Origin of the sequence: Algibacter sp. R77976, from assembly GCF_044594645.1 — a bacterium.
GTDB lineage: Bacteria > Bacteroidota > Bacteroidia > Flavobacteriales > Flavobacteriaceae > Algibacter_B.
In genome coordinates this window covers 1,110,767-1,132,960 of record NZ_CP138989.1, presented here as the reverse complement: position 1 = coordinate 1,132,960, position 22,194 = coordinate 1,110,767, and the positions used below count along the sequence as shown (strand labels likewise).

Here is a 22,194-nt window from a genome sequence, read left to right as displayed (position 1 = left end):
TGTAAAGGAAAGCCTGGCCCTTGCGGTAACCTGCGTGCCGGCAGGCGCCTAAAAAAATACTGTTTCGGTTTAAAATCTTAAAAAAAATATGTAGGTTTGCAACACTTTAAAAAAAGAATATATGTCGTTTTCAGATTTATTTGATAGTGGTTTTAAAAAACGTAATGAAAGCCATTTTGCTTCGATAGTTCGTGTGGCTATGGATGATGGAATTATTACCCCAGAAGAACAAGCGTTTTTAGATCGTTTAGCTCACAGATTAGAGATTGGTGAGGGCGATTATAAATCTATTTTAGAAAATTATAATTCGCACCCAATAAATCCACCAGTATCTTACGATTTACGTTTAGAGCGTTTGTACGATTTAGCGCGTATGGTACATGTAGATAATATTCAAGGTGACTCTGAACTTTCGCTTTTAAAGAAGATTGCTGTGGGACTTGGTTTTCATGCAGTAAACGTAAAATACATTATTGACAAAGCTATGACCTTAGTACATAATGGTGCTGATTTAGATGATTTTGTTGACCAAATAAAGAATATGAACAGATAGAGTTATCTGTATTAAATTATATAAAAATGCGAACTTGTTAGTTCGCATTTTTTTTTATCTGTTTTAAAATTAAAATAACGTAGTTTAATGTAGGATTACATTTTGGTTAGTTCAAGCACCATCTCAGGTTTAAAAATTAAGAGATGACAAAAGTCATAGATAAGTGACTATTCTAAATGTAACTTTAACAAACTAAACATAAACTATAAGAATTCAACTCTAATTAAACTTTTCTGAATTCTTCAAAACAATTCGGTTATGAAAAAAACTATTTTACGTTCGTTATTTTTACTATTCTCCGTATCAGTTTTGGCTCAAGCAGGTCATATCATGCAAGGCGTTGGAGCTGTTAACATGTCTATGGGTGGTGCCTCGACAGCACAACCACTTGATATCTCTGGGGCGATACAATGGAATCCTGCTTCAATTTCTGCTTTTGATGACAAAATTATAAAGCTAGATGTTGGGTTATTCTTTTCATCACCTGAATTATTCTCTTCAGTTCCAACATCAATGGGACCTTTTGGAGGATATACTGAAGACGATAGAGGTATGTCGCCTATGCCAGCTATTGCTATGGTTTGGGGTAAAGAAGGTAGCAAACATACTTTTGGTGCATCTGCCTTTGGTATTAGCGGATTTGGGGTAACCTTTCCAGAAAACACAAATTACCCTCAAGATATGATGGGTAACTTTAATACTGATTACAACCCTGCCGAAAATTCCAACCCAATTAATTTTCCACAAAATGCTGGTGGTTTTGGGCATATAGAATCAGATTATATGCTATTACAAGTAGGTTTATCTTATGCTTATGAGATTTCAGATAAATTCTCAATTGGTGTACAACCTAATATAAACTACGCTGCTTTAGAGCTAGCACCTAACCCAACTGCAAATCCAAATGGATTTGGATACCCTACAACAGATAAGGCTACAGCTATTGGTTTTGGTGCTCAATTTGGATTATTCTATGATTCAGGTTTGGGTTTAAAACTAGGGGCTTCTTATAAAACGGCTCAAAAATTTAGTGAATTTGAATTTGAAAATACTTATCCAGATAATTCTTCAGCTAAAAATACATTCCAAATGGATTATCCTGCCATTTTTTCTCTTGGATTAGGATATTCAACAGGACAATTTGATTTAGCTTTAGATTTTAGAAGAGTAGATTATGAAAACACCGACGGATTCTCTGAAACAGGATGGACTCAAACAGCATCAGTTGCTGGGTTTGGATGGGAAAACATTTCTATTCTATCTGCAGGTCTTCAGTATAAAGGAATTAAAAAATTACCTTTACGTTTTGGTTATACTTATAGTTCTAACCCAATTCCTGAAGAAGTAACGTTTTTTAATATTCCTGCTACAGCGGTAATTAAAAATGCTTACCAATTTGGATTGAGTTACGAAGTTAATGACACTTGGAAAATTGATGCTGTTTATCATTATGGTGATAGTAATGGCGCAACAGAAGGTCAACTACTTTCTCCTCTCGCAATTTCTCCTAGCAATCCTTTAGGCGCTATTCCAGGATCGAGTGTATCTTATGAGATGACAACATCAATGATTCAATTTGGAGTTAGCTATAAATTTTTAAAATAAAAAATAGCCTAGTCTTTATTGAATAGAGGTTTAATATTAAATGAAAAATGCGAACTCTAGAGTTCGCATTTTTTTATTTATGCAATTTTAATTGAATACGCTTTCGCGGAACATCAACCTCCAATACCTTTACAATAATTTGTTGATGAAGGCTTACATGCTCATTAACATCTTTTACAAAACTATCAGATAAGTTTGAAACGTGAATAAGTCCGCTTTCTTTTATTCCAACATCTACAAAACAGCCAAAATTGGTAATATTGTTGACGATTCCTGGCAGCAATTGACCTTCCTTTAAATCGTTAATACTTTTTATATTTTGATTAAATGTGAACACTTTGGCTTGCTCACGAATATCTAAACCTGGTTTTTCAAGTTCTTTAATAATATCTTCTAGTGTTAACAGACCAACGGATTCTGTACAATATTGTTTTAAATTTAGCTTTTTAAGTAAATCTGCGTTCCCAATTAAATCTTGAACAGATTTCCCTATGTCTTTTGCCATTTTTGTTACGATAGTGTAACTTTCTGGATGAACTGCAGAGTCATCCAAAGGATTTTTGGCATCTTTAATTCTTAAAAAAGCAGCACCTTGCTCAAACGCTTTTCCGCCTAAGCGTGGTACGTTTTTAATGTCTTTTCTAGATTTAAAAACACCGTTTTCGTTTCTGTAATTGAAAATATTTTCAGCCAATTTTGGTCCAATTCCAGAAACAGAACTCAACAAAGGTTTACTTGCTGTATTTATATTTACACCAACAGCATTAACGCAATTTTCTACAACAACATCCAATTGTTTTTGTAATTTGGTTTGATCTACATCGTGTTGATATTGCCCCACGCCTATTGATTTTGCATCAATTTTAACCAGTTCGGCCAATGGGTCTTGTAAACGGCGCCCAATAGATACCGAACCACGAACCGTAACATCATAATCTGGAAATTCTTCTCTTGCTATTTTTGATGCCGAATAAATACTTGCCCCAGCTTCGCTTACCACAAATACTTGCACATCGTTTTTAAAATGTACTTTTCTAATTAAAGCTTCGGTTTCTCGCGATGCGGTTCCGTTTCCAATAGCAATGGCTTCAATTTTATGCGCCTCGCAAAGCGAACTTATTTTTTTCATAGCACCAACACTATCGCTTTTTGGTGGATGCGGATATATAGTTTCGTTATATTTTAATTGTCCTTGGGCATCTAAACACACTACTTTACAACCTGTTCTAAAGCCTGGATCGATAGCCAAAACACGTTTTTCACCTAATGGCGAGCCCAACAACAGTTGTTTTAAATTTTTAGCAAATACACTTATGGCAGATTCATCGGCTTTATCTTTTGCTACCTGTAAGGCTTCGTTGCTTAATGATGGAAACAACAAGCGTTTGTACGCATCTTTAATAGCCGTGTCTATTTGTTCCGCGCAAGCATTATTACTTTTAATAATTCGGCGTTCTATATTATCTAAAGCACGGTCGTTATCAATTTCTATTTTTACTCGAATAAAACCTTCTTTTTCGGCCCTTAAAATGGCCAATAACCTATGTGATGGAATACGGCTTAAGCTTTCTTCCCAATCGAAATAATCCCTGAATTTCTGAGCGTTTTCATCGTTGGCTTTTGTTTTTATCACTTTCGTGGAAATCATTGCGTAACGCTCTAACTGGCGTCGGATATTATTACGAATATCGGTGCGTTCATTAATCCATTCGGCTATAATATGTCTGGCGCCTTTTAAAGCCTCTTCAACCGAATTGACATCGTCTTTTACATATTTAAACGCCATAGACTCGACATCATTTGCATTCTGGCTCATTATAATTTTTGCCAACGGCTCTAAGCTATTCTGCCTTGCTTTCTCGGCCTTAGTTTTTCGACTTTTCTTAAAAGGCAAGTATAGATCTTCAAGTGTTGTTACATCTTGAGTCGCTTCAATTTTTTGTTTTAATTCGGTCGTTAAAACGTCTTGTTCTTCTAAAGCTTTTAAGATGGCTTTTTTTCGTTTTTCTAGAGCTTCAAATGCTTCTTTATATTTTACTATATCGCCAATTTGAACCTCATCTAGATTTCCGGTACGTTCCTTTCTGTAACGCGAAATAAAAGGAATTGTACAGTCTTCATTTAATAACTCTACCGTATTTTTAACTGATTGTTCTGGAAGTTTGGTTTGGGCAATTATATATTTTATCATGCTTTTTTATGAACTTAATTACAACGAAACTAAAGAATTTTTTATTGATTTTAACTAAAAAGTCCTGTCTAGTTTTAAAAACTAAACAGGACTTTATTCTATAGTTCTAAATGCTAAGCTACCTTTTTAATCAAATCGAAACAAGGACATTTTTTACAACGCTTGTTCTCGTCTTTTTTAAATTTTTTACAGCAACTAGTTTTTACCTTTTTAGGCAGATCAACACCTAATTTTCGTAATTTTTTAATTGCTTTCTTTTTCTTCTTTTTACCCACAGCCAAAGTGTAATAATCAAACCTTTGGCAAAAATAAATTATTTTTATTAAATCTAAATAAGCTTAAGTGTTAAATTATTCTGGTGTATTAGTTGCTTGAGTTGTAACCGTTAAATTTTCTATATCTCTATCGAATAAATACAAACCACCTTTATCGTCACCAATCATATTAATCTTGTCAAGAATGGTTCGTGCCACAGCTTCTTCTTCTATTTGTTCAGCAACATACCATTGCAAAAAGTTGTGTGAAGCATAGTCTTTTTCTTCCAGGCTGATATGAACCAATTCATTAATACTTTGCGATACAAATACTTCATGTTCAAATAGTTTTTCGAACATTTCTTTAATCGATTTAAAAGAAACGTTAGGCTCAGCTAACTGCGAAACTTTTGCATGGCCACCACGTTCGTTTACAAACTTTACTAGCTTTAACATATGTTCGCGTTCTTCATCAGATTGTGCATACATAAAGTTTGCTACACCTTCTAAACCTTTAACCTCAGCCCAACATGCCATAGCCAAATATATTTGAGAAGATTCTGCTTCAATTTTTATTTGATTATTTAATGCGCTTTCTATATTTTTTGATAACATAATATTTGGTTTTATGTAAAGTTACATATTTACATTGTGGCTTTCAAAATACTAGAACAAAAAAAGGTCATCCTTTAAAAGAATAACCTTTATTTACTATTAATCAATCTAAAACTTATTCTACTGTTAACGTATATTGTGGTGTTGGATTTAATGGACAGAAGTACAAATATTCACCTGTTGTTAATGTTGTAGGGTTCGACTTTTCAGTTTTACCATCTGCAACTGCTGTTGTTACATAAGCTGTTTTAATATGGTTTTCTGGTTTACTTGGATCATCCCCTTTTTTCACTAACACTAACCCTACTTTTTCTGCAGCGTGGTTATTTGATATTTCAAACACGTAAGTTCCTGGGCTAACCGTTAATCCTTTTTCAGTAAACTCACCTTTTGTTTGTTCTAAAGCAATTGTTTTTACTGCTTTATTCATCATCTTATCTTGTGCATTTGAGTTGAATGTGAATGCTAATACGATTACTAAAATTGATACTACTTTTTTCATTTTTAAAAATTTTGTGAGCTTTATGCTCAGGTTTATTAATTTGATTATTACTTATTATTGATTATACTGTTGCTGCTTCCAAAGGTTCTGCTACTGGAAAATCTACTGGAACTTGAGTTGTACTATGTATATAATTAGAAATAGTTTTATCGCCTACTAAAGAAATAGTGTCTATTAAATTCCCTTTTGTATAACCTGCGCTAAAAAAGTTCTCTAATACATCTACATCTGTTCTACCTCTGTTTTCTGTAACGTTTTTAGCTAATTTTGCTAAAGCGTCTAATTTATTATCGAAAGATGCTCGACCAGCTCTTAATTCTAGAATTTGGGCTTCTGAAAATCCATTCATTTTTCCAATTGCAGTATGCGCAGACAAACAATAAATACATTGGTTTACTTCGCTTACCGCTAAATTCACAACTTCTTTTTCTTTAGCAGATAACGATGTTTTCGCATTAGCAAAATTTAAATAATTCTCTAAAGCTGTATCGCTATTAGCATAAGTTGCGTATAAATTAGGTACGAACCCTAATGCTTTTTGTAAATTATCGAAAATAGCTTGATTGTTTTCGCTTACTTCTTCTCTTGTTGGTATATTAAATGCACTCATAATTTTAAATATTTTATTTTGAATTTTGTTATTAATAATTGTTGGTACAAAGGTGCAACTGTTATAGAAGTTTCACCATGTAAGGATTTCCTTTTAAGATGTCAATTCTTCCCTTTATAAGTTTGAAGCTATTGAATTGGTTACGACATAAGGCCTTTCAGCATCACAATAAAAATCTGAAATATGATTTTGTTCGCAATGTGTTTTTGGTGAGATTGTATTTAACACCTCTCTTCTTTTCCCTCTGAATATTTCAATTAAATTGAATACTGATATGTGTTTTAAATTCATGACTTTGTTGTTTTATTTGTTCGGTACAAAGATGCATGAAAAGAAAAGGGTAAAACAGGGTTAGATTTCCTTAGGGCTTGTCAATTTTTCCCTAATATGCTTTTTGAAGCTGTTTTTTAAAGTCTGAAGGTGATAATTGGGTGTGTTTTTTGAATAATCTACTTAAATGAGAAGCATCTTCAAAACCAACTTCGTATGCTATCTCCTTAGCTGTTTTATCGGTGTAGATTAAAAGTCGCTTTGCTTCTAGTATAATACGTTCGTGTATAATTTGAAGCGGACTCGTATTTAATTTAGCAAATGTATTTGATAAGGTTTTTGGAGATTTAAAGAGTTTATCGGCATAAAAGGACACACTATGTTCCATTTTAAAATGAGACTCCACCAACATATTAAACTCGCGCAGCAAATCTATTTTGGTGTTTTTAGCGGTTTCTACAAAGCCTTCTTTAGATTTTAACAAACGTGTACTAATAATAATGAAACGTGCCATAAGCATGCGCAACATTTCGGCTTGAATGGTGTCTTTAGTTTCAAACTCATCTAAAAACACCTCATGTAAAACTTTAAACTTTCGACTTTCGTCGGAATTTAATTCCATTATAGGAATGTGTACGTTACCAAAAAACAATAAACCAGCACAACTTACTTCTTGATCATGGTCTTTTATGCAATAAAACTCGCTGTTAAATTGATACACCACTAAATCTTTACCAGAAATAAATTGAAAATATTGAACAACGGTTAATGCTAGAATACTGTTTGGCTCGATAGTGTATGGAATACTATCTACAACTATTTCGGCTCTAGAATTATTGGTTCTTATAAAAGTATATAAGTTAGGTTGTGTTGCTGTTTTATAAGGTTCTAGAAGAGTTTCATCTCCTATTTTTAAAATGGCATTGGTGGAAAACTCTGTGAATGTTTTTTGCATGTTTCATAAGTCGGGATATATTTAAAACATTACAAAATTGAGTTTTTATAAATCAAGACTTAACTGGTCTTGAATTAATGGATAAAAAACCCCTATTATTACAAAAGGATTAGGAGATCTTCTTCTGTGCCACTCCATAGTAGTTCCTAAAAAAAGATATATATCATTCTTTGTTGTAAATATGTCAAAATATTTCTTTTTAACTAAATCAACAGCCTGTTTCTCATTCTTAGTTCTCTTAAAACAGTTTTTATAAAGTTCAAATATTTCCCAATCTTCAATCATTAACCTACTTGAGACACCCTCATCATCTTCAAAAATATAATAAAATTTAAAAGGAACTTTTGGAATTAGTTTTTCAGGATCACTTTCTATTTCTGCAAATAAATCGGTTTGCTTCCGTAATTCCTTCCATTCATCTTTCCATTCTTTATCGTCTTCTTCAACAACAAAGTCAATTATTTTAGAAGGTTTAAAAGTTGCTAAAGAAATGTTTGTTGGCTTCTGAGAATCTTGAATTAATTTCGCCTTATTTGTATAAAAATTGTTAATACAAAATCGTTTTCTTTCCCTCCAAAAATCTTTGGTATCTAAAGTATCAAATATTTTAATTTTGTAATTATTAGGAGAGTGACTTTCTGGTCTAAAATCATCAGTTCTCTTTTTCAAATCTAGTTCAACCCAAGTATACTTTTTGAATCCTGTTCCTTTTTTTAAATCTTTGAGAAAACTTAAAGGAACTGGATAAATTCTTATCCATGATCCATCATCTAAAATTCCAGCAGTACAAACTAACTCATCATAACTTCTAGAAGGGAGTGGATAGGTTGTTACAGTAATCAAGACTTTCTTTAGCGCCATATTATAAATGTTCTACCTCGTACTCAAACTCTTTAAGATTAGAAATGGCATAGGCTAAATGTGTTCTATGACATTGGCATTTATCAGCTTCAAAACAAGTTAGTGCAATTCTCTTATGCTCCTTTAATAATGAGAGAATCTCTTTTTGACATTGAACAGTTTGAGATAAATTATTGGCAACATATTCTCTGAACAATCTGTCATAGTCTTCTTGAGAATTCAATTCTTGTCTTTTATCTGAAGTAATCCCAACCTCTGGAATATGAAGGTATTTTATTCCAACTCCTTCACATGCATTTTTAAGTTGGCTTTTACTAAAACCATACTTCATACTTAATGCATTCTTTCTTACATCACACAAAAGTTTTATATTATTCTTAATAAGCTTGTTTAAATAATATTCAAGCGAAATCCCTTCATAACCTAAAGTAAATAAAGTTATTTCATCTTCAAAAGACCTATAATTATTCAAATTGTCAAATTCATTTTCAGAAAGATACTTATCTGCAATAGTACTATTAATTGCATAATAGGGATATCTTTTATAAGTCAAACTTATTAGGTCATCATTCGTTTTATTTTTATATATAACACCAAAATCTGACACGATTTTTTTATCCTCTTTATACAATTGAGCTAGATAATTTGTTTTATCTAATTTTTTCCAAGATTTTGAAGACTCAGAAACAATTCCATATTTCCTAAGTGTATTTAAGTCAGCATTGGCTTGAAATGAAAAGCATCCAAACTTATATGGGACAAAATCGTAAGTTTTTTTCTTAGTTTTATATCTGCTATATAGAAAAAGTAATTTCTGAATTTGGATTTTATCCAATTCATTATCAAATACTTGCAGTAAAGACAAAGCAACTTTTCTTCTATAATACATAACTCAAAGATAAAAAAAATTCACTAACTCACCTGTAACCCATTTCCAACCTTAGCATCATCTGGATTAACAAACACCAATTTACCTTCTGGAGTCTCCGTCATTAGAATCATGCCTTCACTTTCAACGCCGCGTAACGCTCTTGGTGCTAGATTTACTAATACGGTTACCTGTTTACCAACTACTTCTTCTGCAGTAAAACTTTCAGCAATACCAGAAACAATGGTTCTTGTATCAATACCTGTATCGACTTTAAGCTTTAAAAGCTTTTTAGTTTTTGGCATTTTTTCAGCTTCTAAAATGGTTCCAACACGAATATCTAGTTTTGTGAAATCTTCGAAAGTAATCGTGTCTTTTTGCGGTTCTACAGTAGTATTTGCAATCTCGTTAGCTTTCTTGCTGGCTGCCAATTTATCTAGTTGAAATTGAATGGTTTCATCTTCTATTTTAGAGAATAATAATTCTGCTTTACCTATTTTATGATTTGCTGGCAGTAAGGTTTCTTTAGTTTTAATCTCGTTCCATGAGTTCTCGATACTATTCTCCTGCGTCGAATCACTCGAACTGACATTCAATATATTTTTAAGTTTTGTAGACGTAAACGGTAAAAACGGCTCGCTTAAAGTTGCTAATGCAGATGCTATTTGAAGCGCTACATACATAATCGTTTTTGTTCGGGCTTCGTCTACTTTAATCATTTTCCAAGGCTCAGCGTCAGCTAGATATTTATTTCCTAGTCGTGCCAAATTCATAAGTTCTTGTCCGGCTTCTCTAAAACGGTAACGCTCTATAGAACTAGCAATAACATCTGGATATGCTTTTATAGCTGCTAAAGTTTCTTCATCTACTTTATCAAATTCTGAAGGTTCTGGAACAATACCTTCGTAATACTTGTTAGTTAAAACCACTACACGGTTAATAAAGTTACCGAATATAGCCACCAACTCGTTGTTGTTTCTTGCTTGAAAATCTTTCCAGGTAAAATCGTTGTCCTTCGTTTCTGGTGCATTGGCATTTAAGGCATAACGCAACACATCTTGTTGTCCAGGAAACTCTTCCAAATATTCATGTAGCCAAACTGCCCAATTTTTAGAAGTTGATAGTTTATTGCCTTCTAAATTTAGGAACTCGTTAGCAGGTACATTATCGGGTAAAATATAACTACCTTCTGCTTTTAGCATCGCTGGAAAAATAATACAATGGAAAACAATATTATCTTTTCCTATAAAATGGACTAGTTTAGTGTCTTCATCTTTCCAATAGGGTTCCCAATCTTTTCCTTCGCGTTGTGCCCATTCTTTTGTTGACGAAATATATCCAATAGGCGCATCAAACCAAACGTAAAGCACTTTGCCTTCGCCACCTTCTGCTGGTACTGGAATTCCCCAATCTAAATCTCTGGTTACTGCACGTGGGCGTAAGCCATCATCAATCCAAGATTTACATTGCCCGTAAACATTAGGTTTCCAGTCTTTTTTATGACCTTCTAAAATCCATTCTTTTAAAAACGCTTCGTGTTTATCTAAAGGTAAAAACCAATGTTTTGTTTCTTTTAAAGTAGGTACATTTCCTGTTATTGCCGATTTTGGATTAATTAAATCCGTAGCATTATGACTGGTTCCACAGTTTTCACATTGGTCGCCATAACTTTCTTCATTACCACATTTTGGACAGGTTCCTATAACAAAACGATCTGCTAAAAATTGATTGGCTTCGGCATCATACAACTGCTCTGAAGTTTCTTCAATAAACTCACCCTTTTTATCTAACGTTTTAAAAAACTCTGAAGCCGTTTCATGATGAATTGGTGCCGATGTTCTTGAATAATTATCATACGTAATTCCGAAGTCTTCAAACGATTTTTTGATAATCGCATGATATTTATCAACGATATCTTGAGGCGAAACCCCTTCGTTTTTAGCTTTAATGGTAATAGGTACACCATGCTCATCGCTTCCTCCAATTAAAATAACATCGTTTCCTGTTAAACGTAAATAACGCGCATAAATATCTGCGGGCACGTAAACCCCAGCTAAATGCCCAATATGTATTGGTCCGTTTGTATAAGGAAGTGCAGTAGTAATTGTATATCTTTTCGGCATAGTAATGTCTTTTTGAAGGCGTAAAAGTACACAATTTGCGTGCTATTTAGAAAAAAAATGTACATTTACATTATGTCGAAAAATCTACTAATTTTAAGCTTATTTTGTTTTGTTTTTTTCTTTGGAATAGAAACATTAGCATCACAAAATATAACTACTGAAAAACAAAACAATACTTTGAAACAACCACCATACTTAAAAGCAGGCGATACGGTTGCTATTGTTGCGCCATCTGGAATATTAAAAAATAGAACAGACGAGGTTAAACAAGCTCAAGCACTTTTAAAAAGTTGGGGGCTGCATTCAATTATTGGCAAACATGTATTTAATAATGCTGATCATTTTGCAGGAACGGATGATGAACGTTGTGAAGATTTTCAAAATGCTTTAGACAACCCTAAAATTAGTGCCATCTGGTGTGCCCGTGGAGGTTATGGCACCGTTAGAATATTAGACAAATTGGACTTTTCGAAATTTAAAGAAAATCCTAAATGGGTGATTGGATATTCTGATATTACAGCACTTCATAACCAAATACATAACGAAGGTATTGAAAGTTTACATGCCATAATGTGCATAAGCTTACCAAAAGATGAATCTGAAATTGAAGCCAGTATTTCAACCTTCAAAAATACCATTTTCGGGAAGCCATTAGATTACACTTTAAAAGGTTCTGAATTCAACAAGACTGGAACAACCTCAGGACAATTGGTTGGTGGTAATTTAACCATGTTACACACGATGTTGGGATCTAAAACTAGTATTAATACTTCTGGAAAAATATTATTTATTGAAGAAATTGGTGAATATAAATACCATATAGACCGCATGCTACAAAGCTTAAAACGCGCTGGTTATTTTGATAATTGCAACGGTGTAATAGTTGGTGGCATGAGTAAAATGCGAACAAATACAACCCTTTGGGGAACCTCTGTTGAGCAACTTATAATTGATGCTTTAGGCGATTACGGTTTCCCTATTGCTTTTAATATGCCTGCTGGTCATGAACCAGACAATAGAGCTTTAATTTTAGGAAGAACTATTAAGTTAACGGTTAACAAAACAGCATCTGAAATTATTTTTGGAAACTAAACTCCAAATTGATTAAGGTGATGGTCTAAATGTTTATAAAACATGTTATTCCATTCTTGTTTCGTTAGTGCTCCAAAAGAATGAGATTCTTTCCCATCAAAATGATTTTCACCTAAACTTTGTGTCTTTTTTATATAATCCGTTAATCTGGCTTTTTCTTCAACAAAGTTTTTAGCATCTGCAATTATAAATTGTGGTGCTGTTCTGCTATTTTTTTTATACGGTTTATCGCTTACAACTGCGTTTTTTACAAATAGCTTTAGCATTAATTTTGTAAAGCCATTTGGTTTTGCATGCTTATCTTCAAAAGCCATTTCGTAGGTAACATTGCAATGCGCTAACATTTGGTCTGCGCTCATTTTTCCCCATAACGGTTGTGCTGTTGGCGAAAGGTTGTTAATTCTTTCTATTACAGCTTCAGTTTCTTTAGCATCGAAGATATTTTTCATGACTTTTAGGTTGGTTTGTTAAAAAAATATACTGCAATTTATAAATTTTATTTAAAACCCTCGCTCCTTCTGAATCTGCTCATAAGCCGCTTGTACTTGTCTAAACTTTTCTTCAGCACCTTTTTGGTGCTCTTTTCCTAAGTGTATTACTTTATCTGGATGGTATTTTTTAGCCATTTTTCGGTAGGCTTTTTTAATTTGGTCTACCGTAGCACTTTTAGTAATTTCTAATACTTTATATGCATTATCACTACTGTTATAAAACATGGCCTTAATACTTTCGTAATCTCTAGAGCTTATGCCCAAATAACCAGCAATAGTATAAATTTGTTTAACCTCATCTTGGGTTACAGTACCATCTGCTTTTGCGATTCCGAATAAAAAGTGCATCAGTTGTAAACGCGATGGATGATCCATCATTTGGCGAATTTGCAAACATACAGGCCTTAATGATACATTTTGCTTACTTATATTTTTAAACAATTTAAAAGCTTGGTTTGCACGTTCCTTACCATACATGTTTAAAAACTGTTGGCGCACAAAATCTAATTCGCTTTGGTCTTGTTTTCCATCGGCTTTAATTACAACCGAGGCTAGAACGAGTAAACTCACTTCAAAATCTCCCGATTGGGTTTGTGGGCGTTGTCTGGGTTGTGTTCTGTATGTTGTTCTTTGCCCTCTTCTGGTTTGTCTTTCTCCTAAAAGCGGGTTATCCTTACCATCTGCCATAGCATCTATAACGCTTCCTAATGCTAAACCAATTATTGCCCCAATGGGACCGCCAAACGACCAACCTAGAGAGGCGCCTATCCATTTTGAAAAACTCATGTAATTTTTTTTGTTTTAATACGTTCAAATATACTATTGTTAGTTGAATTTTTTACGATTTTGTTACAATTGTAATGCGTTAAGGATAGTAGCGGCATCCTTTATGCGAAGTTTCAAACCTATAATTTCCTAATAAAATAAAGGCTTATTGATTGAAAGATCCCGAAACAGGTTCGGGACTGCTTCGCAGAAAGATATAGCGGATAGCCTGACCTTATAACGCCATAAGCGTTTTAAGGGAACGTCCAAATAATTATTACAAAGGTTTTGATTAACTTTGCACCATTATTAATATGAAAAATTAAAATTTAAAAATATGTATCCAGCAGAATTAGTAAAACCAATGCGTGAGGATTTAACCAAAGTTGGTTTTGAAGAATTACATACAGCTGAAGCTGTTGATGTTGCTTTAGCAAAAGAAGGTACAACACTTGTTGTAGTAAATTCAGTTTGTGGTTGTGCAGCAGCAAATGCACGTCCAGGCGCAAGAATAAGTTTAGAAAACGCTAAAAAACCAGATCATATAGTAACGGTTTTTGCAGGAGTTGATAGAGAAGCTGTTGATGCTGCTCGTGGGCACATGGTGCCGTTTCCTCCAAGTTCACCTAGTATGGCATTATTTAAAGATGGCGAATTGGTACACATGTTAGAGCGTCATCATATTGAAGGACGTCCTGCAGAATTAATTGCAGAAAACCTTGTTGATGCTTACAACGAGCATTGCTAAAAATTAAACACATATACTAAACCACGATCTAATCGTGGTTTTTTTATGCTTTAACGCAACCTTTTTAATTTAACATCATCTATTAAGAAATAATCTTCTAATGAAAAACACTTCTTTTATAACATTCTTATTTTCAATATGTTTAAGCCTATTAGCTTTTCAATGTGAAGATGATATTACTCAAGAAGATGAAAGCGCAGAATTAGAAATTTTAAGACTTAAAATTGAAACTTTAGCCAAAACTTCTATTTGCAACGAAGAATTTGAATGTAAATATATAGGTTTTGGTAGCAAACCTTGTGGTGGCGCATCCGGATATTTAATTTATTCAACTTCTATTGATACTGAAAAATTAGAAAGCTTAGTTTTAAATTTCAATCAAAAACATGCCGCGTTCAATACCAAATGGGGAATTATTTCAAATTGTACTGTTACAGATCCACCTGTAGAGATAAATTGCGAAAATAACACCTGTGTTGCTGTGTACTAATACATAGTTTATTTATTTTTGGGACATGTTAAAAGTCTTGTCTTATCCCATATCGTTTATTTATTTTTTATTTTTTGGGTTAACACTATTAGTGTTTCATCCAATACAATGGCTATGTTTTAATGTTTTTGGACCAAAAGCACACGAAAAAAGCGTATTCGCTTTACAATTTAGTTTAATGCGATGTGCTAATCTTTTAGGCACACGTTTTTCTTTTATTAACCCGCATAAAATAGATTCAGATCGCCCCTTAATAATTGTTTCTAATCACCAAAGTTTACACGATATATACCCGTTAACTTGGTATATGCGAAAACGACATCCAAGATTTATTAGCAAAATAGAACTAGGCAAAGGTATACCAAGTGTATCTTATAATTTGCGCCATGGCGGTGCTGCTTTAATAGACAGAAAAAACCCTAGACAGTCCTTACCTGCACTTATGAATTTTGGCGAGTATATTGAAAAAAACAAATATGCTGCAGTTATTTTTCCAGAAGGCACTAGAAGTAAAGACGGTACACCAAAATCTTTTCAAACCAAAGGATTGGAAATTTTATTTAAAAAAGTACCTTCTGCGTTAATCGTTCCAGTTACCATTAACAATTCATGGAAAATGCTTCGTTACGGGAAATTCCCAATGGGTTTGGGTAATCATATAAAGTTTACTGTACATAAACCCCTAGAATTATCTATATTTGTTAATAAGCAAGAGCTTATCGATACTATAGAATCGACTATAACCAACCATATTGAACATTAAATAAGTTAAAAGATGTCTTTAAAAAATAAGAGATTAGAGGTGATGCAGTTTTTGGAAAAAGATGTTAGTGCATTAATGGAAAAATATTTAATTCCAATAGATAGTATCTGGCAACCAACAGATTTTTTACCAAATTCTGAAACAACTGATGATGCTTTTTTTGAAGAAGTTAAAGAAATAAGAGAGCTTGCAAAAGATTTACCTTATGATTTTTGGGTTGTTTTAGTTGGTGATATGATTACTGAAGAAGCTTTACCTACATACGAATCTTGGTTAATGGATGTTGAAGGTGTAGATCAAGTAAATGGTGAAAATGGTTGGGGAAAATGGGTGCGCCAATGGACTGGAGAAGAAAATAGACATGGAGACGTTCTTAATAAATACTTATATCTTTCTGGAAGAGTAAATATGAAGGAAATTGAAAAAACCACACAACATCTTATTGCTGATGGTTTTGATATTGGAACAGACAGAGATCCTTACAAAAACTTTGTTTATACTAGTTTTCAAGAATTAGCTACATATATTTCGCATAATCGCGTAGCAAAAATTGCAAAAGATAAAGGCAACAAGCGTTTATCTAAAATGTGTAAAATTATTGCTGGTGATGAAATGCGCCACCACCATGCTTATTCTGAATTTGTAGAGCGTATTTTTACAGTAGACCCTAGCCAAATGATGATGGCTTTTCATTACATGATGAAACAAAAAATCACCATGCCAGCGCACTTCTTAAGAGAATCTGGTAAAAGCATAGGGACTGCATTCGAAGAATTCTCATATACAGCACAACGTATTGGAGTTTATACATCAACAGATTATGTTGATATTCTACAAAAATTAATTGATCGTTGGGATATTGGTAGCATTACTGGATTAAATGACGAAGCTGAAAAAGCTAGAGATTATTTAATGAAACTGCCTTCTAGAATGTATCGCTTATCTGAGCGCATGAAAATTCCTGAAAATTCGTTTCAATTTAAATGGGTAGAACCTGCTATTATTAAGTAATTATAGCTATCGTTAATCATTGATAAATTATAATAACAAACGTTTTAGACCTATTTCAAGTTCAGAAAATAGCGAAACTACTTCTGATACTATTTTTGTATACAAACAAAACGGAAATATTTTAACCTCAACCTATAAAGGTGAAAATATTATTGAAGGGCATTTAATTGGCTTGGTTGATAATAATGGTGTTATTAATATGCGATACCATCAAATCAATAAAAACAATGAATTAATGAGTGGTGTTTGTGTTTCTAAACCGGAAATTGACTCCAACGGAAAAATAACACTTCATGAAAGTTGGGAATGGACTTCTGGAGATAAATCTAAAGGAACTTCTGTTCTAGCAGAAATATAATAATTATGAGTTCTCAAGACATTATCAATAAAACTATAGTCTTTGTAAAAGAAACTTTAGCTGACGCTGAAGGTGGTCACGATTGGTTTCACATAGAACGTGTTTATAAAAACAGCCTTTTAATAGCTAAAACAGAATCTGTTGATGATTTTGTAGTAGCACTAGGCGCACTACTTCACGATATAGCCGATAGTAAGTTCTATAATGGCGATGAAACTATTGGGCCAAAAATAGCTCGAGAATTTCTATTTAAACTAAATGTAGATTCAAAAACAATAGAGCATGTTGTAAAAATTATTGAGAACATATCTTTTAAATCTAGCTTAGCAAGTAATAGTGTTAATAAATTTAAATCGATTGAGTTAGATGTTGTACAAGATGCTGATAGACTAGATGCCATTGGCGCCATTGGCATAGCACGTTGCTTTAATTATGGAGGGTTTAAAAATAGAGCGCTTTATAATCCTGAAATTGCTCCCAATCTTAATATGACCAAGGAAGAATACAAAACCGCTACAGCACCAACCATAAATCATTTTTACGAAAAATTATTGTTGCTAAAAGATAAAATGAATACTAACACGGGCAAGCAAATAGCCCAAGAAAGACATACTTATATGTTAGGTTTTTTAGACCAATTTTATAGCGAATGGCAAGGTAAAAAGTGATTATTAATTCTCAAGAGCAACCTGTAAAGCAGTAATTTTATATTCTAATATCGATAACTCCTCGGCATTTTCAATAATCTCTTCAACTGATAAATTATTGTTATTATTAAAATAATTCATAAGGCCTTCTCTTTTCAGCAAATAATATTTTATTGCTTCATTGATTTTATCGTCCATAGCTTTTTAATTCTTACTGTATAATACGCATAATTTCTTTTCTATAACTTGAAGCACTCTTCCCTGTTATATCGTTAAATACTTTATTAAAATGCGAAAAATTATTAAATCCACATTCATAACAAACATCAGCGATACTCATATCACTCTTTTCAGTTAACAACTTAGTTGCATGCACTACACGGTATTCATTTACTACCTGCGTAAAAGTTTTACCAGTAGCTTTTTTAAAATATCTACAAAAAGCAGGAACCGTCATACTAACTATATCTGCAATTTCATCTAAAGCTATATGGCGTTCAAAATTCTCACGAATATATTTAAATACAGAACCTATTTTGGCACTTTCTTGTGCTTCTGCTTCAAAAGCAAATCCATCGGCGTTTAATAAGGTATAATCATCTGTCTTTGCTAAATAGTTTAAAATTTCCAGGAATTTAATTACCCGTTTTAAACCATCATGTTCTAGAAGCTTTTCAATTTTAAGTCCAATCTTTTTCTTGGTATCAATTTGAAAACGAATCCCTTTCTTAGCGCGCTCAAATAGAGCTACTATATTCGACATTTCAGGAATATTCAGGAATTCATCACCTAAAAAATCAGATTTAAATTGAATAATAGTTTCTGTACCATTAGCAGTAAGTCTATCTGAAAATCCATTATGTGGTAAATTAGCACCTATTAATATAAGTTGACTATTATTAAAATAAGACAAGTGATTTCCAATATGTGTTTTACCTTGTCCTTTATTTACATAAACAAGTTCTAATTCTGGATGGAAATGCCAAAAGGCATTATTTTTATCCGCACTTTCTCCATGCTGTCTTACAAGTAATGAACTTCCAAAACTCGGGGTAAGTTTTTCTAAAGTAGGTTTCTTTTTAATCATAACTGGATTAATTTATAGCAAATTTAATACTTATTATGCATACATTGTATATTTAATTACCCTAAATGTATGCTATATTAACTTTACATTGAATTAACACTATATTAACAGATAATTTAGCATACAAATTGGCTAAAATAGATGTTTTTGTAAGCCTACTTCCTCTATACCTTTGTACCGTTGAACGTTATAAAAAAATCCAAATCATGAAAAACGTAATTAAAAATACAAAAAAAGGAATCTTAATGGTAGCATTATTAGCTACGGTTACTGGATTTGCAAATGATAATGAAAACATTATTATTAAGAAAGGTGCAGAAAAAACATCTGTAGTAATAGAAAACGTAAAAGCTGGTAACACACTAACTATAAAAGACAGTTACAATGTTACACTTTACAAAGAATTGATAGAAACTTCTGGGTTATATACAAAAGGATTTAATTTAACAGAATTACCTGATGGTGATTATGTTTTTGAACTTGAAAAAGATTTAGAAATTAATATGATCCCTTTTAATGTTACATCTAACATTGTTAGTTTTAACAAAACAGATGAGGCTACATATTTCAAGCCTTTTATCAAACAAGAAAAAGATTTAGTTTATTTAACAAAACTTAATTTAAATGAAGAAGCAACTTCAATAAATATCTATACTTATATTAATGGAGATTACGAATTAGCTCACTCAGAAAAAATGTCAAAAGGTCAAATTATTGAAAAAGTATTCCAGTTAGAAGAAGGAAACTATAAAATACAAATTAACTCTGGTACAAAAGAGTATACAAAATTCATTAATAATTAGTTTAATGTCTTATTTAGTTTAGTTTAGTTGGTAAAGTGGGCTGTGGTGGCCCACTTTCATTTTTTATATATACTACCATTTACTTCTTAAATATCAATGCTTTTATAAAAGCATTTTTTTTGTTTTATAAAATAATATAAACGAAATAAAACTTCATTTTTATCTAAATACTCAACACATTAATTTTACCTAATAATGATGCAAAATTAACAGTTAATTTAACACATAAATTAGTCAATTTCAATGTTTTACAAACAAAACATCTGTTATATCTTTGAAGTGTTGAACGTTAAAAAACCCAGATTATGAAAAATGTAATTAAACACACAAGAAAAGGAATCTTAATGGTAACTATGTTTGCTACCTTGTTAAGTTTCGCAAATGATGCTTCATTATTTAACATTAAAAATGATGCAAAAAGAACCTTCCTTACTTTAGAAAACGTAAAGCAAGGAAACCTTCTATCTGTAAAAGATATTAACGGCGTAATTTTACATAAAGAGACTATACAGGAAACAGGAAAATATACTAAAGGTTTTGATTTAACCGCTTTACCTAATGGTAAATATATTTTTGAACTTGAAAAAGATTTAGAGATAAGCTCAATACCTTTTAAAGTTGATTCTAACCTTGTTCTTTTTGACAAAGAAAACGAAAAAACAACATACAAACCTTTTGTTAGAGTTAAAGACGATTTAGTTTATGTTACTAAACTTAACTTAAACAAATCACCTCTTAAAATAAGGATCTATTTTCAAGGTGGAGCCGATTTAGAACTTATGTATACAGAAACAATAGTAAATGATGTAAAAACTATAAGTAAACTATTTAAATTAAAAGGTTTAAATAAAGGATATTACAAAATGGTATTTAATACTGAAGGTAGACAATTTGTTAAATACATTAATTAATATAAATACCATATTTAGTATTAATTGTGAAAAGTGAGCTTTATAAGCTCACTTTTTTTTTAGAATAACTTTAATTACCCTTTTTTATAAGTTTCAGGTAACTTAAACTTAATTTAGGCTTGGTTTAATTAGAAGAAACGATTTGGTGTACTTTGTAGTAAATTTAAAGGATGTTTACTTTATTTAAAGCACCTTAAATTTACTCATATTGTGTGTCTTAAAGTCTTAAAGTAAAAATAGGTTATTCACAAATCTTATAAAAACGTTGGTGTGTCTTTGTAAAATAACAATTGTTCAATTTATTTAAGTTTTGAGGAAAAACTCCTATTCCCCGGGGAAATCAGCCTTACGTTTTTGTAAAAAAGCTGTTGTACCCTCTTCAAAATCATCTGTTCCAAAACAGTTTCCAAATTCTGTAACTTCTACATTATATCCATCTACACCATCTTTATAATTGGCATTTATAGCTCTTATCGCTGCACTAATAGCAACAGTAGAGTTTCTAGAGATTTTAGTAGCCATTTTTTCGCATAGCGGAAGTAATTCTTCTAAGGACGTGACATGATTTACTAAACCATAACTTAAAGCTTGGTTGGCATCAATCATACCTGCTGTCATAATCATTTCCATAGCGCGCCCTTTACCAACTAATTGTGGTAAACGTTGTGTACCTCCGTATCCTGGAATAACGCCTAGAGACACCTCCGGAAGCCCTAATTTAGCATTATCGCTAGCGACTCTAAAATGTGCAGACATAGCCAACTCTAAACCTCCACCAAGCGCAAAACCATTAACGGCCGCAATAACTGGCGTTGATAGGTTTTCAACAAAATTAAATAACAATTCTTGTCCTTTTGCGGCTAGGCTTGTGCCCTCATTGACATCAAAATCTGCAAACTCACTAATATCTGCGCCTGCTACAAAAGCTTTTTCTCCGCTTCCTGTTATAATAATAACTTTGGTGTCTTTGTCATTATCTGCTTCATCAAATGCTTCATGCAGCTCTTGTATTGTTTCTCTATTTAATGCATTTAATTTTTTAGGTCGGTTAATGGTTATGGTAGTAATGCCATTATTTTCTTTAGAAATGATATTGTTGTAACTCATGGTTTTCACTGTATTATAAAACTTTTATCTGTTAAGTTCATTTTTCAACTCTCTACTTAATTCTAAATCATTTATTATTTTGTCTTTTGTTGGTTTAAGACTGAAAAAATAAACCGCTAATAACAACGCTATGATAAGATACAAAAGGTTTTCGGAAATCATAGCTGCTACTATTCCAAAAAAGGCAGGTCCTTCTATTAGTGCAAACTTAATTATAATAGCTTGTTGATAGCCTTCTAATTTTTCTTTTAAAGTCGCTTTACTTTTTAAAGCATCTATTTTTTGTTTGTAAAGATAGTTTCCAATAAAAATGCCGAAAACGGCCATAATTGGTAGTATAAAATAGAATACCTCGTTTTTATCCATAACATTTAATTCCCAATTATCGTTTTGGATAAAAATCATACTTCCAAATATAACAAGCCCAGCTGAAAAACCTAAATGCATTATAGAAATTGTTCTTAAAAACCCTTTTGGTGTCGATTGAACTCTGCTTTCCATCACTTTATTTTGG

Annotated in this window: 26 protein-coding genes; 11 read left to right on the top strand and 15 right to left on the bottom strand. The window is 32.3% G+C overall.

Translation table 11 applies throughout. The features are described from left to right. The first annotated feature begins 121 nt into the window (after positions 1–121). A complete protein-coding gene (locus SJY43_RS04935; RefSeq protein ID WP_396602736.1) occupies positions 122–553 on the top strand; it encodes a TerB family tellurite resistance protein in 432 nt (143 codons plus the stop codon). Positions 554–811: 258 nt separating this feature from the next. After that, entirely contained in the window at positions 812–2,158 is a 1,347-nt protein-coding gene (locus SJY43_RS04930; protein WP_396602735.1) for an OmpP1/FadL family transporter, read from the top strand. 73 nt (positions 2,159–2,231) lie between these two features. On the opposite strand, the gene SJY43_RS04925 is transcribed toward SJY43_RS04930, so the two are convergent. The 9 genes from SJY43_RS04925 to metG form a co-directional block, all read right to left on the bottom strand. Beyond that, positions 2,232–4,349, bottom strand: a complete 2,118-nt coding sequence (locus tag SJY43_RS04925; RefSeq protein ID WP_396602734.1) for a Tex family protein — start codon at positions 4,347–4,349, stop codon at positions 2,232–2,234. A 350-nt stretch (positions 4,350–4,699) separates the two neighbouring features. Beyond that, a complete protein-coding gene (locus SJY43_RS04920) occupies positions 4,700–5,218 on the bottom strand; it encodes a ferritin (RefSeq protein ID WP_396602733.1) in 519 nt (172 codons plus the stop codon). A 115-nt stretch (positions 5,219–5,333) separates the two neighbouring features. Continuing rightward, a complete protein-coding gene (locus SJY43_RS04915) occupies positions 5,334–5,720 on the bottom strand; it encodes a hypothetical protein (RefSeq protein WP_396602732.1) in 387 nt (128 codons plus the stop codon). Positions 5,721–5,781: 61 nt separating this feature from the next. After that, positions 5,782–6,330, bottom strand: a complete 549-nt coding sequence (locus tag SJY43_RS04910) for a carboxymuconolactone decarboxylase family protein (RefSeq protein ID WP_396602731.1) — start codon at positions 6,328–6,330, stop codon at positions 5,782–5,784. Between the two features lie 114 nt (positions 6,331–6,444). After that, complete coding sequence (locus SJY43_RS04905; protein WP_396602730.1) at positions 6,445–6,621, bottom strand: hypothetical protein; 177 nt, start codon at positions 6,619–6,621, stop codon at positions 6,445–6,447. Between the two features lie 91 nt (positions 6,622–6,712). Continuing rightward, entirely contained in the window at positions 6,713–7,555 is an 843-nt protein-coding gene (locus tag SJY43_RS04900) for a helix-turn-helix domain-containing protein (RefSeq protein WP_396602729.1), read from the bottom strand. Between the two features lie 45 nt (positions 7,556–7,600). Then, positions 7,601–8,416: a hypothetical protein gene (locus SJY43_RS04895; RefSeq protein ID WP_396602728.1), complete on the bottom strand. Its 816-nt coding sequence runs from the start codon at positions 8,414–8,416 to the stop codon at positions 7,601–7,603. A gap of 1 nt (position 8,417) precedes the next feature. Then, a complete protein-coding gene (locus SJY43_RS04890; protein WP_396602727.1) occupies positions 8,418–9,305 on the bottom strand; it encodes a DUF488 family protein in 888 nt (295 codons plus the stop codon). Between the two features lie 23 nt (positions 9,306–9,328). Next, positions 9,329–11,407, bottom strand: coding sequence for a methionine--tRNA ligase (gene metG / locus SJY43_RS04885; protein ID WP_396602726.1), 2,079 nt, complete (start codon positions 11,405–11,407; stop codon positions 9,329–9,331). A gap of 72 nt (positions 11,408–11,479) precedes the next feature. On the opposite strand from metG, the gene SJY43_RS04880 reads away from it, so the two are divergent. Further along, positions 11,480–12,499: an LD-carboxypeptidase gene (locus SJY43_RS04880; protein ID WP_396602725.1), complete on the top strand. Its 1,020-nt coding sequence runs from the start codon at positions 11,480–11,482 to the stop codon at positions 12,497–12,499. Here the strand turns inward: SJY43_RS04880 and SJY43_RS04875 are convergent. Both SJY43_RS04875 and SJY43_RS04870 read right to left on the bottom strand, forming a co-directional pair. After that, entirely contained in the window at positions 12,496–12,948 is a 453-nt protein-coding gene (locus SJY43_RS04875) for a DUF1569 domain-containing protein (protein ID WP_396602724.1), read from the bottom strand. The two genes, SJY43_RS04880 and SJY43_RS04875, sit on opposite strands and share 4 nt — an antisense overlap. A gap of 51 nt (positions 12,949–12,999) precedes the next feature. Beyond that, positions 13,000–13,776 (bottom strand): TerB family tellurite resistance protein, encoded by a 777-nt coding sequence (locus tag SJY43_RS04870; protein WP_396602723.1) that lies wholly within the window; start codon positions 13,774–13,776, stop codon positions 13,000–13,002. Between the two features lie 316 nt (positions 13,777–14,092). Here SJY43_RS04870 and SJY43_RS04865 point away from each other — a divergent pair, with 316 nt between their 5' ends. The 6 genes from SJY43_RS04865 to SJY43_RS04840 all read left to right on the top strand — a co-directional run bounded on the left by SJY43_RS04865 (position 14,093) and on the right by SJY43_RS04840 (position 17,793). Further along, positions 14,093–14,503: a BrxA/BrxB family bacilliredoxin gene (locus SJY43_RS04865; RefSeq protein WP_396602722.1), complete on the top strand. Its 411-nt coding sequence runs from the start codon at positions 14,093–14,095 to the stop codon at positions 14,501–14,503. Between the two features lie 100 nt (positions 14,504–14,603). Beyond that, complete coding sequence (locus tag SJY43_RS04860; RefSeq protein WP_396602721.1) at positions 14,604–14,993, top strand: hypothetical protein; 390 nt, start codon at positions 14,604–14,606, stop codon at positions 14,991–14,993. A 25-nt stretch (positions 14,994–15,018) separates the two neighbouring features. Then, positions 15,019–15,756, top strand: coding sequence for a lysophospholipid acyltransferase family protein (locus tag SJY43_RS04855; protein WP_396602720.1), 738 nt, complete (start codon positions 15,019–15,021; stop codon positions 15,754–15,756). A gap of 12 nt (positions 15,757–15,768) precedes the next feature. Further along, entirely contained in the window at positions 15,769–16,767 is a 999-nt protein-coding gene (locus tag SJY43_RS04850; protein WP_396602719.1) for an acyl-ACP desaturase, read from the top strand. A gap of 19 nt (positions 16,768–16,786) precedes the next feature. Then, complete coding sequence (locus SJY43_RS04845) at positions 16,787–17,125, top strand: n-acetylglutamate synthase (protein ID WP_396602718.1); 339 nt, start codon at positions 16,787–16,789, stop codon at positions 17,123–17,125. Between the two features lie 5 nt (positions 17,126–17,130). Then, positions 17,131–17,793 carry an HD domain-containing protein gene (locus tag SJY43_RS04840; RefSeq protein ID WP_396602717.1) on the top strand — a complete coding sequence of 221 codons (663 nt, stop codon included), beginning with the start codon at positions 17,131–17,133 and terminating at the stop codon, positions 17,791–17,793. Positions 17,794–17,796: 3 nt separating this feature from the next. Here SJY43_RS04840 and SJY43_RS04835 read toward each other — a convergent pair whose 3' ends face one another. Beyond that, entirely contained in the window at positions 17,797–17,970 is a 174-nt protein-coding gene (locus tag SJY43_RS04835; protein ID WP_396602716.1) for a hypothetical protein, read from the bottom strand. Positions 17,971–17,983: 13 nt separating this feature from the next. Further along, positions 17,984–18,859 carry an AraC family transcriptional regulator gene (locus tag SJY43_RS04830; protein WP_396602715.1) on the bottom strand — a complete coding sequence of 292 codons (876 nt, stop codon included), beginning with the start codon at positions 18,857–18,859 and terminating at the stop codon, positions 17,984–17,986. Between the two features lie 206 nt (positions 18,860–19,065). On the opposite strand from SJY43_RS04830, the gene SJY43_RS04825 reads away from it, so the two are divergent. Continuing rightward, the gene (locus SJY43_RS04825; protein WP_396602714.1) at positions 19,066–19,662 is read left to right on the top strand and encodes a hypothetical protein; all 597 of its coding nucleotides are present in this window, start codon (positions 19,066–19,068) and stop codon (positions 19,660–19,662) included. Between the two features lie 305 nt (positions 19,663–19,967). Beyond that, a complete protein-coding gene (locus SJY43_RS04820; RefSeq protein ID WP_396602713.1) occupies positions 19,968–20,573 on the top strand; it encodes a hypothetical protein in 606 nt (201 codons plus the stop codon). A 324-nt stretch (positions 20,574–20,897) separates the two neighbouring features. Here SJY43_RS04820 and SJY43_RS04815 read toward each other — a convergent pair whose 3' ends face one another. After that, a complete protein-coding gene (locus tag SJY43_RS04815; RefSeq protein WP_396602712.1) occupies positions 20,898–21,680 on the bottom strand; it encodes an enoyl-CoA hydratase/isomerase family protein in 783 nt (260 codons plus the stop codon). A gap of 24 nt (positions 21,681–21,704) precedes the next feature. Then, positions 21,705–22,181 carry a hypothetical protein gene (locus SJY43_RS04810; RefSeq protein ID WP_396602711.1) on the bottom strand — a complete coding sequence of 159 codons (477 nt, stop codon included), beginning with the start codon at positions 22,179–22,181 and terminating at the stop codon, positions 21,705–21,707. Positions 22,182–22,194 lie beyond the last annotated feature (13 nt).

What these genes read in the sequence shown, in the direction of transcription:
- SJY43_RS04895 (WP_396602728.1), bottom strand. Translation starts at nt 8,416, where the DNA reads ATGGCGCTAAAGAAAGTCTTGATTACTGTAACAACCTATCCACTCCCT.
- SJY43_RS04905 (WP_396602730.1), bottom strand. Translation starts at nt 6,621, where the DNA reads ATGAATTTAAAACACATATCAGTATTCAATTTAATTGAAATATTCAGA.
- SJY43_RS04875 (WP_396602724.1), bottom strand. Translation starts at nt 12,948, where the DNA reads ATGAAAAATATCTTCGATGCTAAAGAAACTGAAGCTGTAATAGAAAGA.
- SJY43_RS04900 (WP_396602729.1), bottom strand. Translation starts at nt 7,555, where the DNA reads ATGCAAAAAACATTCACAGAGTTTTCCACCAATGCCATTTTAAAAATA.
- metG (WP_396602726.1), bottom strand. Translation starts at nt 11,407, where the DNA reads ATGCCGAAAAGATATACAATTACTACTGCACTTCCTTATACAAACGGA.
- SJY43_RS04935 (WP_396602736.1), top strand. Translation starts at nt 122, where the DNA reads ATGTCGTTTTCAGATTTATTTGATAGTGGTTTTAAAAAACGTAATGAA.
- SJY43_RS04810 (WP_396602711.1), bottom strand. Translation starts at nt 22,181, where the DNA reads ATGGAAAGCAGAGTTCAATCGACACCAAAAGGGTTTTTAAGAACAATT.
- SJY43_RS04870 (WP_396602723.1), bottom strand. Translation starts at nt 13,776, where the DNA reads ATGAGTTTTTCAAAATGGATAGGCGCCTCTCTAGGTTGGTCGTTTGGC.
- SJY43_RS04835 (WP_396602716.1), bottom strand. Translation starts at nt 17,970, where the DNA reads ATGGACGATAAAATCAATGAAGCAATAAAATATTATTTGCTGAAAAGA.
- SJY43_RS04890 (WP_396602727.1), bottom strand. Translation starts at nt 9,305, where the DNA reads ATGTATTATAGAAGAAAAGTTGCTTTGTCTTTACTGCAAGTATTTGAT.
- SJY43_RS04860 (WP_396602721.1), top strand. Translation starts at nt 14,604, where the DNA reads ATGAAAAACACTTCTTTTATAACATTCTTATTTTCAATATGTTTAAGC.
- SJY43_RS04910 (WP_396602731.1), bottom strand. Translation starts at nt 6,330, where the DNA reads ATGAGTGCATTTAATATACCAACAAGAGAAGAAGTAAGCGAAAACAAT.
- SJY43_RS04855 (WP_396602720.1), top strand. Translation starts at nt 15,019, where the DNA reads ATGTTAAAAGTCTTGTCTTATCCCATATCGTTTATTTATTTTTTATTT.
- SJY43_RS04850 (WP_396602719.1), top strand. Translation starts at nt 15,769, where the DNA reads ATGTCTTTAAAAAATAAGAGATTAGAGGTGATGCAGTTTTTGGAAAAA.
- SJY43_RS04825 (WP_396602714.1), top strand. Translation starts at nt 19,066, where the DNA reads ATGAAAAACGTAATTAAAAATACAAAAAAAGGAATCTTAATGGTAGCA.
- SJY43_RS04830 (WP_396602715.1), bottom strand. Translation starts at nt 18,859, where the DNA reads ATGATTAAAAAGAAACCTACTTTAGAAAAACTTACCCCGAGTTTTGGA.
- SJY43_RS04915 (WP_396602732.1), bottom strand. Translation starts at nt 5,720, where the DNA reads ATGAAAAAAGTAGTATCAATTTTAGTAATCGTATTAGCATTCACATTC.
- SJY43_RS04880 (WP_396602725.1), top strand. Translation starts at nt 11,480, where the DNA reads ATGTCGAAAAATCTACTAATTTTAAGCTTATTTTGTTTTGTTTTTTTC.
- SJY43_RS04920 (WP_396602733.1), bottom strand. Translation starts at nt 5,218, where the DNA reads ATGTTATCAAAAAATATAGAAAGCGCATTAAATAATCAAATAAAAATT.
- SJY43_RS04925 (WP_396602734.1), bottom strand. Translation starts at nt 4,349, where the DNA reads ATGATAAAATATATAATTGCCCAAACCAAACTTCCAGAACAATCAGTT.
- SJY43_RS04840 (WP_396602717.1), top strand. Translation starts at nt 17,131, where the DNA reads ATGAGTTCTCAAGACATTATCAATAAAACTATAGTCTTTGTAAAAGAA.
- SJY43_RS04820 (WP_396602713.1), top strand. Translation starts at nt 19,968, where the DNA reads ATGAAAAATGTAATTAAACACACAAGAAAAGGAATCTTAATGGTAACT.
- SJY43_RS04930 (WP_396602735.1), top strand. Translation starts at nt 812, where the DNA reads ATGAAAAAAACTATTTTACGTTCGTTATTTTTACTATTCTCCGTATCA.
- SJY43_RS04865 (WP_396602722.1), top strand. Translation starts at nt 14,093, where the DNA reads ATGTATCCAGCAGAATTAGTAAAACCAATGCGTGAGGATTTAACCAAA.
- SJY43_RS04815 (WP_396602712.1), bottom strand. Translation starts at nt 21,680, where the DNA reads ATGAGTTACAACAATATCATTTCTAAAGAAAATAATGGCATTACTACC.